Genomic DNA, 19,399 nt, shown 5'->3' on the forward strand with positions numbered 1-19,399 from the left:
GGGGGATCCGCCGCGCGGGCCGGGTCGCTAGCGTCGACCCATGGACGTCCTCGCCCGACCGCGCCCCTCCCGCCGCTTCTTCTCGGCGGCGGCGCTGCTCCTGCTGGCCGCGTTGCTGACGGTGGGGGCTCCCCTGCCGGCCCGGGCCGACACGGACGACTTCACCTTCGACGCCTTCGACGCCGACATGACCCTGTCTCGCAGCGCCGACGGTCACGCCGAGCTGGCCGTGACCGAGACCCTGATCGCACGCTTCCCCGACGAGGATCAGAACCGGGGCATCGTCCGCGTGATCCCCGACGACTACGACGGCGTCCCCCTGCACACCCGGATCGTCTCGGTCACCGACGCCGCGGGCGCCGCCGTGCCCTTCGAGGTCGAGACGGACCGTCGACAGGTCACCGTCCTCACCGGGGACGACTCGTACGTCCGGGGCGTGCAGACGTACGTCCTCCGCTACACGCAGCGCGACACCATCCGCGCGTTCGCCGACACCGACGCCGACGAGTTCTATCGCGATATCAACGGCACCGACTGGGAGCAGCCGTTCGCCGAGGTCACCGCGCGCCTCCGGCTGGATCCGGGGCTCGAGTCGGCGGCTCTCGATGGCGCCGCCGCCTGCTACGTCGGCGCTCAGGGATCGACCACCCGGTGCGATATCGCGCGGTCCGGCGGCGGCGGGGCCCCGCTCATGTATGAGGCGGGCGCGACCGGTCTCGGGCCCGGCGAGAACGTCACCATCGCGGTCGGACTCGCGACGGGGACGTTCGTCCCCGGCGAGGTCGTACGCACCCCGATCGAGCAGTTCTCCGTCGACGCCGCGCCGATGCTGGCGGCCTCGTCCCTCGGCGCGGTGGGCCTCGCCCTCGCCGGCGTCGGTACGGCCCTCCTCGCGCGTCGTCGCGGCCGTGACGCCCCGGGGCGCGGTGTGATCGTCCCCGAGTACGAGCCGCCCGCCGACGTCGACGTTCTCGAGGGCGCCGAATTGGTGAACCGCCGGGGTGCCGGCATCCCGGCCGCCCTCCTCGACACGGCGGTGGCCGGGCACCTGTGCATCATCGAAATGCCGGATCGCCCGAACGAGCTCGAGCTCGAGTTCGTCACCGGCGAGCGCGCGACGCCGTTGCGCTCCGCGGTGCTGCGGGCCGTCTTCGGCGACACCCCCTCCCCCGGCACGCGCGTCGTGCTCGGCGCCGATCGCCAGGACGTGGCGAAGGCGCTGCAGAAACTGCCGTCCGCGGCGTCCGCGGAACTCCGCGCCCGCGGATGGACCAGCAGGCAGCGGGCCGGTGCGGGGGTGGCCGCCGGTCTGCTCGCCGTCGGCGCTTTCGTCGTCTCCGTGCTCGTCGTCATCCTCGCCGCCCAGGGCACCGCTCCCGCGTGGTGGCAGATCGCCGCCGTCCCCGCGACGGTGGTGGTCGGCATCGTGGCCTTCGTCCTCCTGCGGTATCGCGACCGGATCACGGATGCCGGCGCTCCCGCGCGTGACCACCTCCGGGGACTACGCGACTACCTGCAGCTGGCGGAGGCGGACCGCCTGCGCGTCCTGCAGAGCCCGGAAGGGGCGGAGCGGCGACGCATCGACCCCGGCGATGCGTCCGAGGTGCTCCACCTGTACGAGCGACTGTTGCCGTGGGCCGTCGTGTGGGGCGTCGAGAAAGAGTGGGCGCACGCTCTCGACACGCGGGTGCGCGAGGCGGGCGGCGACCTGTCGTGGTATGCCGGCACCCAGGGCTTCTCGAGCGCGGCGTTCACGACGACGCTGGGCTCGATGCGTACCGCGAGCACTCCGGTGACGACGAGCAGCGGGTCGGGGAGCTTCTCCGGCGGGTCCTTCGGCGGCGGCTTCTCGGGCGGTGGGATGGGCGGTGGTGGCGGCGGCGGGCGCTGACGCCCGGCGGGGCGTCACTCCGCGACGCGGACGACCTCGGCGATCACGCGCGGATCGGCGAGTACGCGGAAATGTCCTCCGCTGTCGAGGCGGACGTTCCGCGCTCCGGCGAGTTCGCTGCCCTCGGGGATGTGCGGGTCGAAGGCGCCGTACACCGAGGTGATGCGGGCGTTCGCCTCGGCCGCGGCGGTGAGGGCGCGCATCGTCGCGTCCCCCGAGCGGAACGCCCGCAGCGACGGCGTCGGCATGAGGCTGCTGTAGCGCGACCCGCCGAACGGGGTGGCGACGGCGACCATCGCACGCACCCGGTCGCCCGCGGGGTCGAAGGCCATGACGTGCTTGCCGATGAGCCCGCCCTTGCTGTGCGCGACGAGGACGACGTCGTCGAGCCCCCGCTCGATGAGGAGCGCGGCCACGCGACCCGCCGCCTCGGCGATCGGACGGCGGTTGTCGCCGAGCTCGGTGACGACGTTGACGGGGTGACCGCGATCGTGGAGCACCCGGGCGAGAGGTTCGAGGAAGCGCCAGGTCTCGTAGATCCCGGGCAGAAGCACGAGCGGGGTCCCTCCCCCCGCGGTGAGATCGTCCGGGACGCTGCGACCGAGGAGCGCACGCACCTGCCCGTTCAATGCGTAGGCGTAGTCGCGTACCCACCAGTCGAGGTCGCGGACGCCCGCCGCGATCCGCGAGACGTGGCGTGGTCCGGCATCCGTCGACATGCCCCCATCCTGCCGGGGGTCGACCAGAAGGTCAGGCGGGTTGCGCCGCCGCACATCGCGGCCCGTCGCGCAACCCCGGGATCCGGCGGTGGGGGCCGCTTTAGCGTGTGAGCCATGGACATCTCGGACATCCGCTGGAACGAACCTGCCCGTCAGAAGATCCTCGACGACGCCGACAAGGTGCTCCGCGAGGCCGTCGTCGCCATCGCCCGCGAGAGCGACGGCATCTCGTCCGACGAGGCGTTCGCGCAGATCAACGCCCGCATCAAGGACCGCTTCATCGACTACGAACCGGGCCCCGACATCCGCACCTATGCCGACGCGATCGCCGCAGGTGAGGTCCCGACCGACTGACGCTGATCCCGGAGGAGGCGTCTCCTTCGGATTGGCTGGGATATCATCCCACCGCGCCGGGGCGAGCGTACTGTTCTGTCGTATCCCACCCCGGCATCGCCGGCGCGGATGACGCCGCTCACGGCGTCCCCGACGACTCCCGCCCGTCGAGCCCGTCCCCCACCGGCTCCGGACGGGAGTCGTCGTCCGTCTCAGCGGTCTTCGCCGTAGCCGCGGATGCTGCGCAGGTCGTCCTTGAGATCCTCCTGCGCGAGGTCGTCGTCGGCGACGGCGGCGTCCGCCGCCAGCTGTTCGCGCGCGCCGTCCTTCTTCTCCTCCACGCCGGCGTCGGTGGCGCCGTCCATGACGGGGGCGTCCTGGGTTTCTTCGCGTTCGGTCATCGTCGTCCTCCTCGGAAAGGGTGTCGTCCCGGCATCCTGACAACCGCACCCGAGCCGACGGCGGGGCTTGCGCCCCGGACCGCCGGGTGCTCAAACCCCATGATGGGACGGGTGACGGCGCTCGAGCGCCGATCCTTCGACGTCGACGTTCGGCACGATGCGGTCGAGCCAGTTCGGCAGCCACCACGCGGCCCCGCCCAGCACGTGCATGACGGCGGGCATGAGGAGCATGCGCACGACGAACGCGTCGAAGAGCACACCGAGGCCGAGGCCCAGACCGAACGACTTGATGATGACGGCCTCCGAGGTGATGAAGCCCGAGAACACCGAGATCATGATGATCGCCGCGGCGATCACGACGGTCCGTCCGGCCCGGAACCCCTGGGCCACCGCAAGCCGCGGGGGCGCCCCGTGCGCCCACGCCTCGCGCATGCCCGTGGTGAGGAAGAGCTGATAGTCCATGGCCAGACCGAACAGGATGCCGACGAGGATCACCGGCAGGAAGCTCAGGATCGGGCCGGGATTGTGCACCCCGAAGAGCCCGCCCAGCCATCCCCACTGGAAGACGGCGGTCACCGCACCGTAGGTGGCGAACAGCGAGAGAACGAAGCCGAGCGTCGCGATGAGCGGCACGAGGAGCGAGCGGAAGACCATCACCATGATGAGGAAAGACAGACCGACGACCACGACGAGGTAGAGGGGCAGCACGTCGGCGAGTCCCTCAGAGATGTCGATGTTGATCGCCGCCGCACCCGCGACGCCGAGGTCGATGTCGCCGTTCACCGGTGGGAGGGAGCGCAGGTCGCGCACCAAGCGGTCGGTCGACACCGCATTGGGACCCTCAGCCGGGATGACCTGGAAAGCGGCGAGCGTGCGGTCGTCCGACACCGCGACGGGGGCCACCGCCACCACGTCGTCCTGCGCGAACAGCTCCCGGGCGACGTCGAGCTGGAGTCCCTGCACGTCCGCCTCGGCGGTGCCGTCCGGCAGAGCCGCCGTCACCAGGAGCGGGGCGTTGGAGCCGGCGCCGAAGGCCTCCTCGCTCCAGGTGAAGGCCTGGTAGCCCGTCGAATCCTCGGCCTCGGAGCCGCCGTCGGGCAGCCCCAGGCGCATCGAGAGCGCCGGGATGGCGACCACCAGCAGAGCGACCGTCGCGACGAGCATGGTGACCACCGCGCGCGCCGTCGACATCGGCCGGATGGGCCGTCCGTTCGTCGCGACCGGGCCGGTCTCGGTGCGGGCGGCCCGACGGGGGTGCTCCTCCGCGTCGACGGGCGCGGTGCGCCTGGCCCGGCGCGGGTGCTCCGCGGCGTCCGCGGCAGCGGTGGCACGCGCGCGGGCCTTGCGGCTGAGGATGCGCATCCCGGCGAGCCCGAGAAGTGCGGGCGTGAGCGACACCGCGATGAGGACCGCGACGAGCACGCTCACCGCACCCGCGGTGCCCATCAGCCCCAGGAACGGGATGCCGGTGATGTTGAGCGCGAGCAGGGCGACGATCACCGTGGACCCGGCGAAGACGACGGCGTTGCCCGCCGTCCCGTTCGCGAGGCCGATCGATTCTCGGACGTCGGCCCCGGCGAGGAGCTGGCGGCGGTGGCGGTAGAGGATGAAGAGCGCGTAGTCGATGCCGACCGCGAGTCCCAGCATCACGCCGAGGAACGGCGTCACGGATGCCATCTGGATCATGCCCGAGAAGGACAGCGTGGCCATCGCGCCGATGGCCACGCCGATGATGGCCGTCACGATCGGGAAGGACGCCGCGAGGAGCGAGCCGAGCACGACGACGAGGACGATGCCGGCGATCGCGACGCCTACGACCTCACCGACGCCGAAGATCTCCGGGATGCCCTGCGAGATCTCGGTGTTGAACGCGACGTCGACGCCGTCGACGGGGTCGGCGGTGAAGTGCTCGACGACCGCCTCCTTGGACGCCTCCGTGAGCTCGAGCCGGGGTTCGTCGAACGAGACGTTGACGATCGCCGTCGAGCCGTCCTCCGACACCAGTCGGATGGCATCCGCGAAACCGAGGAGCTCCGACCCGTCGTCGAGCTGCGTCTGCTGCGCGTCGATCTGCGCGAGCCCGTCGGTCAGCTGGGTCTGCTGCTGCTCCAGCGCGGAGCGCTGCTGGTCGAGCTGCTGTTGCTGCGCCTCGAGGGCCGACAGCTGCGCCTGCTTCTGCGTTTCGGGAAGCGGCGCGGCCTCGATCTGCGCCCTGCCCTGGTCGAGCTGCTGCTGCCCGGCGTCGAGCTGCGCCTTCCCGGCATCGAGCTGCTGCTGCCCCGACTCCGCCTGTGCACGGGCCTCGTCGAGCTGCTGTCGGCCGTCGACGACCTGCTGGCGCTGATCCTCGAGCTGCTGCTGCGCGGAGAAGGGGTCGGTCACGCGCGCCACGTCGGGCAGGTCGTCCGCCGAGGTCACGAGGGCGGAGATCCCGGCCTTCTGCTCGTCGGTGAGCGCGGAGCCGTCGTCGCTGCGGAACACGACGGCTCCGGAGGCTCCGGCGAAGTCGGGGAGCTCGCCCTGCAGTTCGTCGATGACGTCTCCGGATGCCGTTCCCGGGATGTCGAAGCTCGAGCTGAGCCCCTTGAAGCCGATGAGGAAGCCGCCCACGACGACGCCGAGGATCACCGCCCAGGCGACGATCACCGTCCACGCGCGGCGTGCCGCGAAGGTTCCGAGGCGGTGCAGCAGTTCAGCCATGCGGGGTGGTCCTCTCGTGCGGTGCGCGCGAGGGAGCACCGTCGGCTCCGACAAGTCGGGGCAAAGATAACACGCACCGTCTCGTCTCGTTCCGGCGCGCGATCGTCCACAATGTGTGTCATGGCTCTTGCGCGTAGTGGACCCGTCCGCAGCGAGGCGGCGCGTCTGGCGATCCTCGACGCCGCGGTCGCCCTCTTCGCCGAGCGGGGCTACGACCACCTCACGATCGAGGGGATCGCCCGACGCGCCGGTGTGGGCAAGCAGACGATCTACCGCTGGTGGTCGAGCAAGGGCGATGTGATCGCGGAGGCGATCCTGGAGGGACGCCTGCTCGGCAGTGAACGCGAGCTGCCCGACACCGGTGACCCCCGCACCGACCTCGCGGTCTGGTTGACGAATCTGTTCACCCTGCGCACCAGCCCCGACGGGGAGGGCTTGCTGCGCTCCCTCGTCGCCGCCGCCGCGGGGAGCGCCGAGACCGGGCGACGGCTGCGCGCCGAGATCCTCGCGGCCCCTCTCGTGGAGAGCCTCTCGCGGGCCATGGGCGGAGTCACCGGTCCGCGGCTCGACGCCGCCGTCGATGCCCTGCTCGGCGCGGTGATCCTGCGGGCCCTGAGCCGGGAGGACTTCGACGGCAACGACATGCTCGTCCTCGTGGACGCGGTCGTGGGCGGCACCCTCCCCCGATGAGCCGCACGCCGCGCTCGGCGGATATCACAGCCGAGAGATCGATGTCCAGGCCGGGCTCGCTCGGACCTATGCCCTAGAATCTACCCAGCAAGGGGAGTACTCCCACCGCGACGATCTCGTCAGTACGGACCACGCCATCGTGGTCCCGGGACGTCGGCCCGACTCGCCGGGTGGAGGAGACCTTGGTGTCTTGCTGTACACCTATTTCCCTTGGAGGTCGCCATGGGCGTCACCCCCCTGATCTGGATCATCACGATCGCGGTCACCATCGCGTTCTTTGTGTTCGAGTTCTTCGCGCACGTGCGCAAGCCCCACGAACCCTCGATCGCCGAATCCGCACGATGGTCGGCGTTCTACATCGGCCTGGCTCTGCTGTTCGGCGTCGGGATCGGCGTGTTCTCGGGCTGGACCTACGGCGGTGAGTACTTCGCCGGGTACCTGACCGAGAAGGCGCTGTCGATCGACAACCTATTCGTGTTCCTGATCATCATGACCGGGTTCGCGGTGCCGAAGATCTATCAGCAGAAGGTCCTGATGATCGGCATCGTCATCGCGCTCATCATGCGCGGTGCCTTCATCGCGGTCGGCGCCGCGCTGATCGAGAACTTCTCCTGGATCTTCTACATCTTCGGCGCCCTGCTGCTCTTCCTCGCCTACCGTCAGGCGTTCTCGCACGGCGAGAGCGACCCCGCCAACGGTAAGTTCATGACCTTCGTGCGGCGGGTGCTCCCCGTGAGCGAGGACTACAACGAAGACAAGCTGACCGTGCGCAAGAACGGCAAGCGTTTCGTCACCCCGATGCTGCTGGTCATCATCGCGATCGGCTTCATCGACCTCGTCTTCGCGGTGGACTCCATCCCCGCCATCTACGGGCTGACGAACGAGGCGTACATCGTCTTCACCGCCAACGCCTTCGCCCTGATGGGTCTGCGTCAGCTGTACTTCCTCATCGGCGGTCTGCTGGAGCGGCTGGTCTACCTCGCCCAGGGCCTGGCCGTGATCCTCGCGTTCATCGGTGTAAAGCTCGTCTTCCACGCCCTGCACGTCAACGAGCTACCCTTCATCAACGGCGGCGAGCCGCTGCTGTGGGTGCCCGAGATCCCGATCTGGTTCTCGCTGCTGTTCATCGCCGCCACCGTGGCCGTGGCGACGTTCCTCAGCCTCCGCAAGACCCGCAACGACCGCCAGAAGAAGGACCGCAAGACCTTCGAGGGCGAGAAGGTCATCCACGCTCCCGAGGACTGACCCGGCGATGACGGGCCCGCGGCGACGCCGCGGGCCCGTTGCCGTATCCGCACCGCGAGCGCAACCCCGGCGAGCGCGCACGGGAGCCGCCCTACCGTGGCGGCATGACGCGATTCGGCTACACCCTCATGACCGAGCAGAGCGGCCCCAAGGCCCTCGTCGACTACGCCGTCGGCGCCGAGCGCGCCGGCTACGACTTCCTCGTCTCGAGCGACCACTACTCCCCGTGGTTGACGAGCCAGGGCCACGCGCCCTACGCCTGGACCGTCCTCGGGGCCGTCGCGCAGGCGACGACGGGCGTCGAACTGATGACCTACGTCACCTGCCCCACGGTGCGCTATCACCCGGCCGTCGTGGCGCAGAAGGCGGCGACCCTGCAGCTGCTCTCGGACGGACGCTTCACGCTCGGCCTCGGCTCGGGCGAGAACCTCAACGAGCACGTCGTCGGCGAGGGATGGCCCGCCGTCCACGCCCGCCAGGACATGCTCGTCGAGGCGATCGAGATCATCCGCGCGTTGCACACCGGAGACCTCGTGACGTACGACGGGGAGTACTTCCGCGTGGACTCGGCACGTGTGTGGGACGCCCCCGACGGCGGGGTCCCCATCGGCGTCGCCGTGTCCGGCGAGCACTCGATCCAGCGCTTCGCCCCGCTCGGCGACCATCTGATCACCACGGAGCCCGACGGCGATCTCATCCAGGGCTGGGACGAGCACCACGACGGCGAGTCCCGCAAGATCGGTCAGATCCCCATCAGCTGGGACCCCGACAAGGACGCGGCCATCGCCCGCGCACACGACCAGTTCCGCTGGTTCGCCGGCGGATGGGCCGTCAACGCCGACCTGCCGACCCCGGCCGGCTTCGCGGGCGCGTCGCAGTTCGTGCGCCCGGAGGACGTCGCGGAGTCCATCGCGTGCGGTCCCGACCTCGACGAACTCGCCGAGAGCGTCCGCCCCTTCATCGACGCCGGCTTCACCGACATCGCGATCGTGCAGGTGGGCGACGAGCAGCAGCAGCGCTTCGTCGACGAGATCGCGGCTCCGCTGCTCGAGAAGCTGCGCGCGCTGTGACCGGCCGCGGGGTGCGCCGCCCGGTGCGCCCCGCCGTCGTCACCGCCCGATGTACCCCGCCTCGGTGACCCACTGCTCCAGCCGCCACACGGGCAGACGGAAGACCCGCGCGACCGCGGTGATCGAGTGCTCGCCCTCGACGACGGAGGCGACGGCGAACTCCCGCAGGGAACGGAATTCGCGACCCGCGAGCGGCCCCTCCCGCAGGTCGGAGAACGTGCGAGGCTCCTTGGGCCCCGTCGCCCCCGGCGCGACGAGGACGTATCTCGACGTCCCCTGCATCCCCTGTTCCGCCGCGCGCCGATGCACCTGCGTCGCGGCGGACTCATGGGCCGTCCCCGGTACGGGAAGGTGGGATGGCGAGGGAGCGGCGTCCGGCGGCCGGAGAGCGGCCGCCTCGGGCCGCGACACCGGGGGAAGGGGCGCGCTCCACGTGTGCTCGGTGCGCGGGTAGGCCGCGTCCGCCGGTGCGGACACCGGGTCGAAGGCCGGCATCTCCGCGGCTGCGGCCGTGCTCGTCCAGGGCGCGGCCGGGAGCTCCCCGCCCCACACGACGTCGCTCGCGACCACGTAGGGGCTGGCCGCGGGCGCTGCGGGAGTCAGCCACGGTGCGGGCGGCAGTTCTCCGCCCCAGACGACCTCGCTGGGCACCACGTAGGGGCTGTCGGACGCGGTCGGCGCCGCGGACGGGTCGGTGTCGCCGAAGAGCGCCGAGACCTCGATCTCGAACGTCTCGGCGAGCGCCACCAGCGTCGCGAGGGATGCCGTCGTGCGGCCACTCTCGATGGCCCGGACGCGCGACTCGGACAGCCCCGCCTCGAAGGCGAGCGCGGGCACGGTGAAGCCGCGTTCCTCGCGCAGACGACGGACCCGCTCGGAGAGGGCACGCAGCACCTCGTCGAGTCGCCCGTCGATGGGAGCTTCGCTCACGTGTACGTCCTCCCGGATCCGGCGGGCATGGAAGCGGCCTCGTCCACCCACTTTTGCAGACGCCACTGCGGGATGCGGAACAGACGCGCTATCGAACCGACCGAGGAGCCGCCCTCCACGACCGCGGCGACCGCGAACTCCCGCAGGGAGGCGAACGTGCGTCCCTCCAGCGGGCCGGTGCGCAGGTCGGCGAAGGAGCGGGGTCGATCCGCACGGGCCTCGCGGGCGGGCCGCGCACGCTCCCCGGCGAACAGCGGCGGCGCGGACGCGGGGGGCGGCACCGGTGTCGGCGACGGAGTGGCGGGGTCCTGCGCCGCGGATCCGCCGTACGCCGCCACGCGTTCCTGCCCTTCGCGCAGCAGGGCCTCCCGCAGCAGTCGGCGCAGGCGACGGTGTTCCCGGGCCCGGCGCCAGAGCAGAGTGACGCCGATCGCGGGGATGAGGAGCACGAGCGCCCACATCCACATCATGGGGTGCTCGTTCATCCATCCCACCCACGCCCACTGGAAGCTCCAGTGGGAGTCGTCGTTGTCGGCCTGCATGGTGCGCGCGCCCGACCACATCGCCACGGCGTCCTGCCCGACCCCGCGGAAGACGTTGCCGGTGAGGTCGGCGCGCGCCCCGTCGGCGAGCTCCACGGCGTAGCCCGACGTCACGGTCAGGTCGTTGTCCTTCACGATGACGGCGGCGCCCGCGAGCTCGAGCGCGATGCGGCGCCCCACCAGACGGGAGCCCGAGACCGTGGCATCCGTGATGCGACCCGTGATGTCCAGCGCCCGCAGCTCGCTCGACGACAGGTCGGCGTTCGCGACCGTCAGCCCCCTCGACGGCCCCTCGATGAGCACGGCGGTGCGGACCTCGTCGATCGTGGTGCGCGTGATCTCGGTCGTGTCGTTCGAGATGACGCGGACGCCGCCGTCGCGGTTGTTCTGCACCCGGGATTCGGTCAGGGTGAAGCCGCTCGACGGGTCCAGACCGTAGCCGCCGCTGGTGGGACCGGCGGCGAGCGCGGAACCGTCGACGCGGATCCCCCAGCCGGCGGAACCCTCCACCGTCGTCTCGGTGAGCGAGAGGTCCTTCGACTGGCGCGACAGGGAGATGCCGTCACCGCCGGAGTCGCGCACGATCGAGCGCTGCAGCACGTAGTCGTGCCCCCCGTTGGTCAGTTCGACCCCGGTGAGGGTCGAACCCGTGATCGTGGTGTCGAAAACGCCGACGCCGGTGCTCTCCGAGGCGAACAGGCCGTAGTGCAAGCCGGTGATCGTGGTGTCCTGCAGCCGAACGCCGGCATCGACCGTCCCGCTCCCGGTGACCGCGAGACCGCCCGTTCGACCGCTCCAATAGCCGAGCGAGGCGAAGTCGGCGAAGGAGGTCAACATGATCCCGTCGCGCACACGGATATAGGCTCGCCCGTCGGACTCGTCGACATCTGGACCTCCACGATCGTCGTCCCAGGACGTGATCGCCATGCGCTCGCCCTCCGTGCCGGCGAATTGCAGGTGCCCACCCCACCCGACGATGCTGGTGGTGCCCGCGGGCGAGCTGGCCATCCGCAGCGTCACCCCGGGAACGATGAGGTCCAGCTCCACGCCCGCGCGCACCACGACGTTGCGTACGAGGGTGAAGGTCGTGTCGTCGTCCTGCCGGACAGCTCCGAGAGCCACGAGGTCGCCGAGGACGTAGATCGTCGCCTGGCCGCCCTTCGCCCCGAGGACGACCGTGTTCCACTTCTCGATCAGCGCCGGGTCGGTGCCGCCGAGCGCCGCGACCGCGGACAGCCGCTCGTCCTCCGCGGCGACGCGCTCAGCGGGAGTCTGGGGCGTGGCGCCGTCGTCCTCCGCCGACGCGGAGGGGGTCGGAGCCTCGCCCACCACCGCGGTCGTCGAGGCGGTCGCGGTGCGCAGCCACGGGAGGAAGGTGCCCGTGTGCACGAAATTGCCGGTCAGGACGACACCCGCGACGAGCACGACGACGGCGACGAGCATGACGATCCGCCCGATGCCGCGCAACGCGACGTGGGTGTCGCCACGCTCCCGGGCGGTGAGGGCGGCCTCGTCGTCAGCCGACACGCGGTGCCTCCGGCTCCGGCGTCGCGGGCGCGGCATCCGTCGGGTCGAGCAGGCTCGCCTCGGTCTGACCCTCTCCGCCCTGGGTATCGGCCGAGCGCGTGAGCCAGCCCTGCTTGTTCATCGTGAACAGCGCGTAGATCTTGATCGGCAGCGACACGAAGATGATGACCACTGTCACCAGGGGCAGGAGCACGATGTCCTCGGGCCGGCGCCACAAGTGCGACATGCCCCGGATGCCGCGACCGACGAACATCCACACCACCGCGAGCACCATGGCGAGCACCGGATGCTCGGCGCGCACCGCCAGCACGACGTAGGCGAGGGCGACGAACATGGTGAAGGGGGTGAGCAGGATCTGCATCATCGTGATCTGCGAGATCAGCGGCACCTTGAACACCCAGCCGTGCCGGATCGCGGTGAGATAGCACCGGTACGAGTTGCGGCTCCACCGCACCCGCTGCTTCACGAACGCGCGGAAGGTCCCGGGGAACATCGACAACGCGCGGGCGCTGTCCTGGTGGGCCACCCGGAACCCCTGGGACAGCACGAGCCAGGTCATGCGTCCGTCGTCGCCCGCCACGCACTGCCGGCCGAAGAACATCTCGTTCTCGAGCTCCTCGACCCGCGGCACGATGGCCGACGTGCGGTAGGCCGCCGTCCGCCCGGACGCGCAGATGACGCCGCCGAACCGCCCCATGGCCGGGGCGTAATCGGTGCAGCGCAGGTCGATGATCCAGTCGGCCACGCGCCGCCACACGCTCGACTTCGGGAGGTAGACGTTCTGCCGGGTGCTGACCGCCCCCACCGCGGGGTCGATGAAGGGCATCTGCACCGCCGCGAGCATCCCGTCCTCCCACGCCGTGTCGGAGTCGACGAACACGATGAGCTCGGTGTCGACCATGCGCATGCCGACCCCCAGCGCCGACCGCTTGCCGCGGTGCTCGAACATCACCACCTCGACCGTCGGGAGGTCCATCGCCTCGATGCGTCGCTGCGCCTCGGTGTCGGCCACGTCGAGGACGATGATGATGCGCGACGGTCCCTGGCGCACCCACGTCTTCAGGCAGCGGATGAGGACGTCGGGGTCCTCGCGGAACGAGGGCACCACGACCGTCGTCGTCGTGCGGAAGTCGTTGCGCACCGGGCGCGCGGTTGCGGCCAGGATCTTTCGGACGATCCAGAACCCCCAGGACACCATCCCGAGGTATCCGAAAGGCAGCACCCACATCAGCTGGTCGCTGAACGACGCGTCCCCCACCGTGCTCCTTCCCGACGTGCAGTCGTAGACCGTGCCGGGGGAGACACTGAACGATAGCGCGTTCGCGCGACCGGTGTCGTCTCAGCAGCCGTCGACGCCGAGGGCTGTCCCCTCGGCCACGGTGTTGTCGCACGCGACGAGGTTGTCCGCCGACGCCGCAGCATCCACGAGGTGCACACCGCGCCCGCCCGTCCCCGCGCGCAGGACCGATCCGGAGACGGTGTTGCCCGAGCCCCACGGGGCGAGGATGACGTGGATCGACACCGCCTCGGCGGGACCGGTCACCGTGCTGGACTCGACCCGCCAGCCGCTGCCCTTGAGATCGATCGCGCTGTCGACGACGGCATCCGGGGCGATCGACAGCGTCGATGAACGGACCACTCCGTCGCTCGTCCCCTCTTTCACATCGATGGCCTCGGCACGGGTGTCGGCGACCGAGAGCGACTCGAAGATGTTGCGATCGCTGCGGTCGGGCTCGCAGGCGGTGTACCGGCACCAGTTGGACTCGGCGGAGCCGACGTACACGCCCTCGCCGAACTCCGGGTCGCTCAGCCCCGTGCGCGACACCGACACCGCGCGGACGAGGTTATCCGAGCTGCCGCGGCGCAGGTGCAGCCCCTCCTGACCCACGTCGGAGATGCGCACGCCCGACAGCGTCGCGCCGGACACGGCATCCAGGACGACGCCCTTCTGCCCGCCGCGCACGCCGAGATCGCGGACGACCCAGTGCGAGGCCCCGTCGAGGTGGAGCGTGTAGCCGGAGTCGAGACCGCCCCCGTCGAGCACGCTGCCCTCGACACCGCAGAGCACGACGGGGGCAGCATCGGTTCCGGAGACCTGGGCGCGGAAACGTCCCGAGTAGACGACGGGCGACAGCTGCAGCACCGCGCCGGGACGGGCGGTGTCGAGCGCGCGTTGCAGATCCTCGGCGTCGGGACCGACCTCCACCGCACCCGGCGCGCACGGCGCCGCGGTCCCGGTCGCGACGGCCGGCGCCCCCACGACGGAGTCGTTCGAGGGAGCGCACCCCGCCAGCAGCACCGCGGTGAGCGCCACCGGCATCACGAGACGCGCGAGAGAGGACATCGGGTCGAGTATCGCAGGACCGACGGCGCGGGGGATGCCGCAGGCTCGGGCCCGCGCGCGTCAGGCGCCGTCGCGCAGATCGCGGAAGAACGTGTCGACGTGCGTGCGCAGCGCCTCCACCCGCCGGTCGCGCGCCGCTTGTGCGTCGTGACCGAGGTACGCGGGCGGATCGAGCCGTCGGACGTTGCGCGAGCACTGGAAGTCCGCGCACAGCAGGGTCCCCACGGTGTTACCTGCCCGGCCCGCCTTGCCCGCGCGACGGGCGGCGAAGAACACCACGTCGTTGGGCAGGGTCACGTCGGCGCACCAGGAGCACTGCGGGCGGGAACGGGTCGGCTGTTCAGCCTGGCGCAGCTGCAGGCCGACAGGAACGCCGTCGATCTCGGCGACGACGAAGCCCAGCAGCGGCGACTTGGGATCGCGCCAGCCGACGTAGTCCAGTCCGTCCCAGTCGCGGCCGTCGATGTCGGTCGGGATGACGAGAGCGGCGCGTTCGCGCGTCGAGACGTTGATGAAGCTGGAGCGGAGGGCGGTGGCGGAGAGGGCATGCATGAGGAGTCCCGTCGGAGGGCCGCGGCGGACGCCGCGGCAGGAGCACCCGCGAGAACGCGGGAAGGAGCCCACCACGAGAGGGTGGGCGGGAGGGCGCGAGCCTCGGGCTCAGCGCCGGCGCCGGTCACCCGGCGAAGGACGCGGCGTGCGCGACGCCTCTGCCGTCGGCGCTCCGCGCACCGACGACCTCCTCACGCCCGACGGGCATCGACGAGGAGAACGAGGACATGGGCTCAGGATACGCCCGTCAGGCGCGAAGAGAGGCCGAGCCCAGCATCCGCTCTACCGTCAGCTCCAGCACGACGCGGTCGGGGTTGACGCGCGGCTGGCGGTAGCGCGCCGCGTAGAGCTCGACGGCGCGGGCCACGGCATCCGGATCGTCGGTGACGCGGGCGGGCCCCTCGAAGCTCAGCCACTTCGCCCCGTCGACCGAGCACACCGAGGCGCGGCCGCTGCGCTCGGCGTTGACGAACTTCTGCGTGCCTCGCGAACCGATCACGCGGACGACACCGTCCTCGTACGTGAAGCCCACGGGCACCGCGTGCACGCGGCCCGAACGCCCGATGGTCGACAGGGTGGCCAGGTGGTACTCGCGCAGGAAGGCGCGCGCGTCGTCGGTCAGCACCCCTCCAGCGTGCCACGCCCGAGCAGATCCGTGGTCGTCCGCGTGGCCGCATCCCAGCGGCGCAACCCGACCGCCGTCGCCGCGAGATCGTCGATCCCCGCATCGGCGAGCACCCCGAGCGCCTCCCCCACGCGATCGAGGGGAACCCTCCGCGCGAGCGTCACGTGCGCGGTCCACTCCCCCGGGCGCGTGTGCGCAGCGTCGTCGCCGGCCCCGGCGAGCGCGTGCAGCCTCTCGTGCAGCTGAAGGAGCGACGCCGTCGGGATGACCGACCGGGCGATCACCCGGGTCCGCCCGACACCGAACAGCACGGGCGCCCCGAGGGTCACCGGCAACGGCAGGGCGTCCGCCAGCACCGAGACGTCGATCCGGGCGAGCGTGGGACGCACCAGCATCGTGACGTGCGGCCGGTTGCTCGCTCCCGTGTGCTGCGCCTGACTCGGCAGCTCCGCGCGGGCGAGTGCGTCCCACTCGGCGCGGACCGCGGCATCCGCGGCGTCGTCGAGGACGAGTTCGAGACTGGTGACCTCCGCCATCGTCGCTCAGCGCGTCGACCACCAGGCGGCCGCCATGAGCAGCGGCTGGAAGAACAGTCGGCCGAAGCGCTTCTGATCGGTGTCGAGCCCGAACGCCGAACGGCCCTTGCGCCACTGATCGATGTTACCCGGGAAGATGGCGACGAAGAAGGCCGCCAGCGCCGCGCCGATCCGCCGTCGCTCCCGAGGGAGGGCGATCAGGGCGAGACCGAACGAAGCCTCGACGACACCGGATGCCACCACGACGGCGTCGCGGTCGAGCGGGCCGCGCTCAGCCAGCGCATCCGGCACCTGCGCCTGGAAGTCCCGCCGGGCGAACGTCAGGTGGGAGACGCCGGCGAACATCATCGCCAGGGCCAGCGTCCAGCGCACGAAAGATCTCATATCGGTCACGGTACGGGGCGGGATTCTCCGCCTCGGTGGGCTTGACGCCCCGCGGACCGCGGCTACGGGCGGTGCTAGGCCACTCGTCCCGATTGCGCAACCCCGGGCCGCCGATGACCGACCCCGGTTGACTGGCATCGAGCCCGAAGGAGGTGCACCGTGACCATGACCGACTCCGCGTCCGCCGCGACGCGCGACGATGACCTCGACGCCCTCCTCGCGCGGGCCGCAACGGGCGACTGCGACGCGTTCGTCGCGTTCTACGATGCCACCGCCCCGCGCGTATACGCCGTCCTGCTCTCCCTCACGGGCGTGGCCGAGAAAGCCGATGCGCTGCTCGAGGGGATCTACGTCGAGGCCTGGGAGCGCATGCGCGGACGGGCGGCACCGCCCTGCCCCGGAATGCAGTGGATGTCGGCGATCGCGCACCGGCACGCGTCGGGTCGGGCCTGACCGGCACGATCGGCCCGACGGAGCGGGCCCGGACTCAGGGGGCTTCCGCGGCCTGGGCGACCGGGACGTCGTGCGTCTCGAGGTCGATCGTCAGCCCGCTGGAGGAGTTGGCAGCGGTGGCGTAGGACTGCAGGAGGGCGGGGTCGAGCATCTCCGGCTCTGCGGCGCCGAAGACGAAGCGCAACGGGATCGACGGCTGAAGCCACAGGGTGCTGCGACCGGCCTGCTCTCCCGACGGGTGACGCCACGACATGGTGAAGCTCTCACCGCGCCGCAGCTTGGTGGCGATGACGACCTTCACGTGCGCGAGCACGCGGTCCGGGATGCGGATCGGGCTCTCGGAGGAGCCGTAGTACAGCGAGCCCATGAGCGTCCCCTCCCCGGGAATCCGACGTCTCATATTTTACTAGATTGCCTAACTACCGCAAGAGTTCCGTACGGGATCCTTACGCTGTACGTGCTGTTTCTGGACGGCGACCGGAATCGATCGGCTGACTGATAACTCATCTCCCGAACTACACTGTCGTCACGGGTGGTCGGAATCCCGAGGAGACCCATGACGATCGAGACGCACGACGATCCCGCAACGACGGCTGCACGCGCCGTCGAACGCCTCCGGCTCGCCGAGGCACGCCTCGCCCGCCGGCGTCAGTCGGATTGCGGGCCGAGTGAGAACGCGCGCTCCGCGATGCGCCTGATCCTCGAGCGAGCGGACGCCGGCACGAGCATCACCCCCACCGAGATCGCTCAGTCGCTCGCGATCTCGACGGCCTCGGTCACGGGGATGCTCGACCGCCTGCACGCCGGAGGCTTGATCGGGTTCGTGGCGAACCCCTCCGACCGGCGGAGCAAATACGTCGTGCCCTTCGATCGGGATGCCGACGTCGACACGATCGACCCCGTCACCGCACGCATCCGCGCTTTCGCTCTCGAACTGCCCGAGGGGGCCGCCGACCAGGTGGCCGCGTTCCTCGATCGGGTGCGCGAGGTCGTCGACGCGGAGTGCGCCTGAGCCCTCACACCGTCGAGGGCACCGAGTCGGGATCGGGCTCGGCCACGACGCTCAGCCCGTGGGGCGTGCTCGCCTCGTTCATCAGGTCGTCGATCCAGCGGCGGTTCAGCTGCGGCGCCCGGCTCCCGTAGAAGTGGAAGACCAGCGGGATGGACGGCGAGATCCACAGGGTGCGCGTGCCGCTGCCGTCGCCCATCGGGAAGTGGAACATGAACGGCTCGTTGCGGCGCAGCTTGTTCATGAAGACGACCCGCAGGTGGGAGAGGGTGCGGTCCTCGATGTCGAACGAGTGACCCAGGGTGTTGTAAACCAGTTTTCCCACCAAAGCAGTCTATCGGCAACGCCGGGTTAACTACCTGGGCGCTCCGCCCGTCCGGCTCGGCTAGAGTCGCCAGCGTGGCGAGAACCTCCCGCACCGCGCGGCCCCGACGACGCATCCCCCGCGTCGTCCTCGCCATCGGCGCCCTGGTCGTCGTCGCGGGTCTCATCGCCGCCATCGCCGCGATCGGCGGCGCGGTCACGACCCTCTTCCAGGCGCTGGGCGCCAAGCCCCCCGCGGTCGACACCCGCATCGTGATTCCCGACGAATCCAAGGCGGCGCAGGCGGCTCGAGCCGGAGAAGGGGATGCCGCCGAGAACACCGCCGCGCAGTGGCTCGCCGCGCAACCGACCACCTATTGGCTGACGCCCGAGATCGACCCGATCGACGAGGTCTGGGACCGCGTCGCCCACCTCGCCGGCGAGGCGCGCGATCAGGATGCGGCCCTCGCGATCGCCGTCTACGGGCTCCCCGACCGCGACTGCGGCAACCACTCCGCCGGCGGCCTCGACCCCGACGCCTACCGCGAATGGGCGACCCGCATCGGCGACGCGCTGCGCAACGCGTCGGACCTCCAGAAGATCGTGATCCTCGAGCCCGACAGCATCGCCCTGGCCTCCTCGTGCGGATCGATCTCCGACCGAGCCGGATATCTGCGTTCGGCCGTCGAGAACATCCGCGGGGTGAACACCTGGATCTACCTCGACGGCGGCCATTCCGCGTGGCATCCCGCGTCGGAGATGGCCGAGCTGCTGAGCGCCACCGGCCTGCTGCCCGAGGTGCGCGGCGTCGCCCTCAACGTGTCGAACTACCAGGACACCGCGGCCGAATTCGCCTACGCGCACGAACTGTCCGAGCGCCTGGGAGGCATCCACGCGGTGATCGACACCTCGCGCAACGGCGCAGGGCCGCTCGGATCCCAATGGTGCAATCCGAGCGAACGTCTCGTCGGTGCTGCCGGGGGCTCCTATGGCGACGGGGTGGTCGACACGAACCTGTGGATCAAACCGCCCGGAGAGAGCGACGGAGAATGCAACGGCGGCCCGTCCGCCGGCACCTGGTGGCCCGATGCCGCAGCCGAGTTGACACGCACGCAGCGCTGAGCACGGGCCGGCGCGGCGGGACC

At 70.9% G+C, this 19,399-nt stretch carries 21 protein-coding genes; 8 read left to right on the forward strand and 13 right to left on the reverse strand.

All coding sequences use genetic code 11. From position 1 onward, the window contains the following. Positions 1-40: 40 nt before the first annotated feature. On the forward strand, positions 41-1,891 hold the full coding sequence (locus Q9R20_RS03445) for a DUF2207 domain-containing protein (protein WP_311248020.1): 1,851 nt from the start codon (positions 41-43) through the stop codon (positions 1,889-1,891). Between the two features lie 14 nt (positions 1,892-1,905). Here the strand turns inward: Q9R20_RS03445 and Q9R20_RS03450 are convergent, their stop codons facing one another. After that, complete coding sequence (locus Q9R20_RS03450; RefSeq protein ID WP_311248021.1) at positions 1,906-2,610, reverse strand: alpha/beta hydrolase; 705 nt, start codon at positions 2,608-2,610, stop codon at positions 1,906-1,908. Between the two features lie 114 nt (positions 2,611-2,724). Here Q9R20_RS03450 and Q9R20_RS03455 point away from each other — a divergent pair, with 114 nt between their 5' ends. Further along, complete coding sequence (locus Q9R20_RS03455) at positions 2,725-2,964, forward strand: hypothetical protein (protein WP_311248022.1); 240 nt, start codon at positions 2,725-2,727, stop codon at positions 2,962-2,964. A gap of 191 nt (positions 2,965-3,155) precedes the next feature. On the opposite strand, the gene Q9R20_RS03460 is transcribed toward Q9R20_RS03455, so the two are convergent. Continuing rightward, positions 3,156-3,344 (reverse strand): hypothetical protein, encoded by a 189-nt coding sequence (locus tag Q9R20_RS03460; RefSeq protein ID WP_311248023.1) that lies wholly within the window; start codon positions 3,342-3,344, stop codon positions 3,156-3,158. Between the two features lie 90 nt (positions 3,345-3,434). Next, positions 3,435-6,044, reverse strand: coding sequence for an MMPL family transporter (locus Q9R20_RS03465; RefSeq protein ID WP_311248024.1), 2,610 nt, complete (start codon positions 6,042-6,044; stop codon positions 3,435-3,437). Positions 6,045-6,164: 120 nt separating this feature from the next. On the opposite strand from Q9R20_RS03465, the gene Q9R20_RS03470 reads away from it, so the two are divergent. The 3 genes from Q9R20_RS03470 to Q9R20_RS03480 all read left to right on the forward strand — a co-directional run bounded on the left by Q9R20_RS03470 (position 6,165) and on the right by Q9R20_RS03480 (position 9,049). Further along, the gene (locus tag Q9R20_RS03470) at positions 6,165-6,734 is read left to right on the forward strand and encodes a TetR/AcrR family transcriptional regulator (RefSeq protein ID WP_311248025.1); all 570 of its coding nucleotides are present in this window, start codon (positions 6,165-6,167) and stop codon (positions 6,732-6,734) included. A 222-nt stretch (positions 6,735-6,956) separates the two neighbouring features. Continuing rightward, complete coding sequence (locus tag Q9R20_RS03475; RefSeq protein ID WP_311248026.1) at positions 6,957-7,979, forward strand: TerC family protein; 1,023 nt, start codon at positions 6,957-6,959, stop codon at positions 7,977-7,979. A gap of 104 nt (positions 7,980-8,083) precedes the next feature. Next, the gene (locus Q9R20_RS03480) at positions 8,084-9,049 is read left to right on the forward strand and encodes an LLM class F420-dependent oxidoreductase (RefSeq protein ID WP_311248027.1); all 966 of its coding nucleotides are present in this window, start codon (positions 8,084-8,086) and stop codon (positions 9,047-9,049) included. 39 nt (positions 9,050-9,088) lie between these two features. Here Q9R20_RS03480 and Q9R20_RS03485 read toward each other — a convergent pair whose 3' ends face one another. The 8 genes from Q9R20_RS03485 to Q9R20_RS03520 all read right to left on the reverse strand — a co-directional run bounded on the left by Q9R20_RS03485 (position 9,089) and on the right by Q9R20_RS03520 (position 16,489). Next, complete coding sequence (locus Q9R20_RS03485; protein WP_311248028.1) at positions 9,089-9,979, reverse strand: helix-turn-helix domain-containing protein; 891 nt, start codon at positions 9,977-9,979, stop codon at positions 9,089-9,091. Further along, a complete protein-coding gene (locus Q9R20_RS03490) occupies positions 9,976-12,048 on the reverse strand; it encodes a right-handed parallel beta-helix repeat-containing protein (protein WP_311248029.1) in 2,073 nt (690 codons plus the stop codon). Before Q9R20_RS03490 ends, Q9R20_RS03485 begins: the two co-directional genes overlap by 4 nt. Beyond that, positions 12,038-13,306 (reverse strand): glycosyltransferase, encoded by a 1,269-nt coding sequence (locus Q9R20_RS03495; RefSeq protein ID WP_311248030.1) that lies wholly within the window; start codon positions 13,304-13,306, stop codon positions 12,038-12,040. The genes Q9R20_RS03490 and Q9R20_RS03495 overlap by 11 nt, the downstream gene beginning before the upstream one ends. Positions 13,307-13,387: 81 nt before the next feature. Next, positions 13,388-14,392: a right-handed parallel beta-helix repeat-containing protein gene (locus tag Q9R20_RS03500; protein ID WP_311248031.1), complete on the reverse strand. Its 1,005-nt coding sequence runs from the start codon at positions 14,390-14,392 to the stop codon at positions 13,388-13,390. A 60-nt stretch (positions 14,393-14,452) separates the two neighbouring features. After that, entirely contained in the window at positions 14,453-14,944 is a 492-nt protein-coding gene (locus Q9R20_RS03505; RefSeq protein ID WP_311248032.1) for an FBP domain-containing protein, read from the reverse strand. Positions 14,945-15,191: 247 nt separating this feature from the next. After that, positions 15,192-15,569, reverse strand: coding sequence for a PPOX class F420-dependent oxidoreductase (locus tag Q9R20_RS03510; protein WP_311248033.1), 378 nt, complete (start codon positions 15,567-15,569; stop codon positions 15,192-15,194). Then, entirely contained in the window at positions 15,563-16,105 is a 543-nt protein-coding gene (locus Q9R20_RS03515) for a 2'-5' RNA ligase family protein (RefSeq protein WP_311248034.1), read from the reverse strand. The genes Q9R20_RS03510 and Q9R20_RS03515 overlap by 7 nt, the downstream gene beginning before the upstream one ends. A 6-nt stretch (positions 16,106-16,111) precedes the next feature. Beyond that, positions 16,112-16,489 carry a hypothetical protein gene (locus tag Q9R20_RS03520; RefSeq protein WP_311248035.1) on the reverse strand — a complete coding sequence of 126 codons (378 nt, stop codon included), beginning with the start codon at positions 16,487-16,489 and terminating at the stop codon, positions 16,112-16,114. A 159-nt stretch (positions 16,490-16,648) separates the two neighbouring features. Here Q9R20_RS03520 and Q9R20_RS03525 point away from each other — a divergent pair, with 159 nt between their 5' ends. Next, entirely contained in the window at positions 16,649-16,942 is a 294-nt protein-coding gene (locus tag Q9R20_RS03525) for a hypothetical protein (protein WP_311248036.1), read from the forward strand. A 34-nt stretch (positions 16,943-16,976) separates the two neighbouring features. On the opposite strand, the gene Q9R20_RS03530 is transcribed toward Q9R20_RS03525, so the two are convergent. Further along, positions 16,977-17,309, reverse strand: a complete 333-nt coding sequence (locus tag Q9R20_RS03530) for a hypothetical protein (protein ID WP_311248037.1) — start codon at positions 17,307-17,309, stop codon at positions 16,977-16,979. Positions 17,310-17,498: 189 nt separating this feature from the next. Between Q9R20_RS03530 and Q9R20_RS03535 the strand changes: the two genes are divergently transcribed. Further along, positions 17,499-17,954 carry a MarR family transcriptional regulator gene (locus Q9R20_RS03535; RefSeq protein ID WP_311248038.1) on the forward strand — a complete coding sequence of 152 codons (456 nt, stop codon included), beginning with the start codon at positions 17,499-17,501 and terminating at the stop codon, positions 17,952-17,954. Positions 17,955-17,958: 4 nt separating this feature from the next. Here the strand turns inward: Q9R20_RS03535 and Q9R20_RS03540 are convergent, their stop codons facing one another. Continuing rightward, positions 17,959-18,276, reverse strand: coding sequence for an ATP-dependent DNA ligase (locus tag Q9R20_RS03540; protein WP_311248039.1), 318 nt, complete (start codon positions 18,274-18,276; stop codon positions 17,959-17,961). 74 nt (positions 18,277-18,350) lie between these two features. Here Q9R20_RS03540 and Q9R20_RS03545 point away from each other — a divergent pair, with 74 nt between their 5' ends. After that, positions 18,351-19,376: a glycoside hydrolase family 6 protein gene (locus tag Q9R20_RS03545; RefSeq protein WP_311248040.1), complete on the forward strand. Its 1,026-nt coding sequence runs from the start codon at positions 18,351-18,353 to the stop codon at positions 19,374-19,376. Positions 19,377-19,399 lie beyond the last annotated feature (23 nt).

It is taken from the genome of Microbacterium sp. PRF11, from assembly GCF_031844085.1.
Lineage (GTDB): Bacteria > Actinomycetota > Actinomycetes > Actinomycetales > Microbacteriaceae > Microbacterium.

Excerpts from the sequence above, each read along its gene's own strand:
- Q9R20_RS03535 (WP_311248038.1), top strand. The coding sequence starts at position 17,499 with ATGACGATCGAGACGCACGACGATCCCGCAACGACGGCTGCACGCGCC.
- Q9R20_RS03445 (WP_311248020.1), top strand. The coding sequence starts at position 41 with ATGGACGTCCTCGCCCGACCGCGCCCCTCCCGCCGCTTCTTCTCGGCG.
- Q9R20_RS03505 (WP_311248032.1), bottom strand. The coding sequence starts at position 14,944 with ATGCATGCCCTCTCCGCCACCGCCCTCCGCTCCAGCTTCATCAACGTC.
- Q9R20_RS03460 (WP_311248023.1), bottom strand. The coding sequence starts at position 3,344 with ATGACCGAACGCGAAGAAACCCAGGACGCCCCCGTCATGGACGGCGCC.
- Q9R20_RS03480 (WP_311248027.1), top strand. The coding sequence starts at position 8,084 with ATGACGCGATTCGGCTACACCCTCATGACCGAGCAGAGCGGCCCCAAG.
- Q9R20_RS03465 (WP_311248024.1), bottom strand. The coding sequence starts at position 6,044 with ATGGCTGAACTGCTGCACCGCCTCGGAACCTTCGCGGCACGCCGCGCG.
- Q9R20_RS03530 (WP_311248037.1), bottom strand. The coding sequence starts at position 17,309 with ATGGGCTCGCTGTACTACGGCTCCTCCGAGAGCCCGATCCGCATCCCG.
- Q9R20_RS03520 (WP_311248035.1), bottom strand. The coding sequence starts at position 16,489 with ATGAGATCTTTCGTGCGCTGGACGCTGGCCCTGGCGATGATGTTCGCC.
- Q9R20_RS03515 (WP_311248034.1), bottom strand. The coding sequence starts at position 16,105 with ATGGCGGAGGTCACCAGTCTCGAACTCGTCCTCGACGACGCCGCGGAT.
- Q9R20_RS03450 (WP_311248021.1), bottom strand. The coding sequence starts at position 2,610 with ATGTCGACGGATGCCGGACCACGCCACGTCTCGCGGATCGCGGCGGGC.
- Q9R20_RS03500 (WP_311248031.1), bottom strand. The coding sequence starts at position 14,392 with ATGTCCTCTCTCGCGCGTCTCGTGATGCCGGTGGCGCTCACCGCGGTG.
- Q9R20_RS03470 (WP_311248025.1), top strand. The coding sequence starts at position 6,165 with ATGGCTCTTGCGCGTAGTGGACCCGTCCGCAGCGAGGCGGCGCGTCTG.
- Q9R20_RS03455 (WP_311248022.1), top strand. The coding sequence starts at position 2,725 with ATGGACATCTCGGACATCCGCTGGAACGAACCTGCCCGTCAGAAGATC.
- Q9R20_RS03475 (WP_311248026.1), top strand. The coding sequence starts at position 6,957 with ATGGGCGTCACCCCCCTGATCTGGATCATCACGATCGCGGTCACCATC.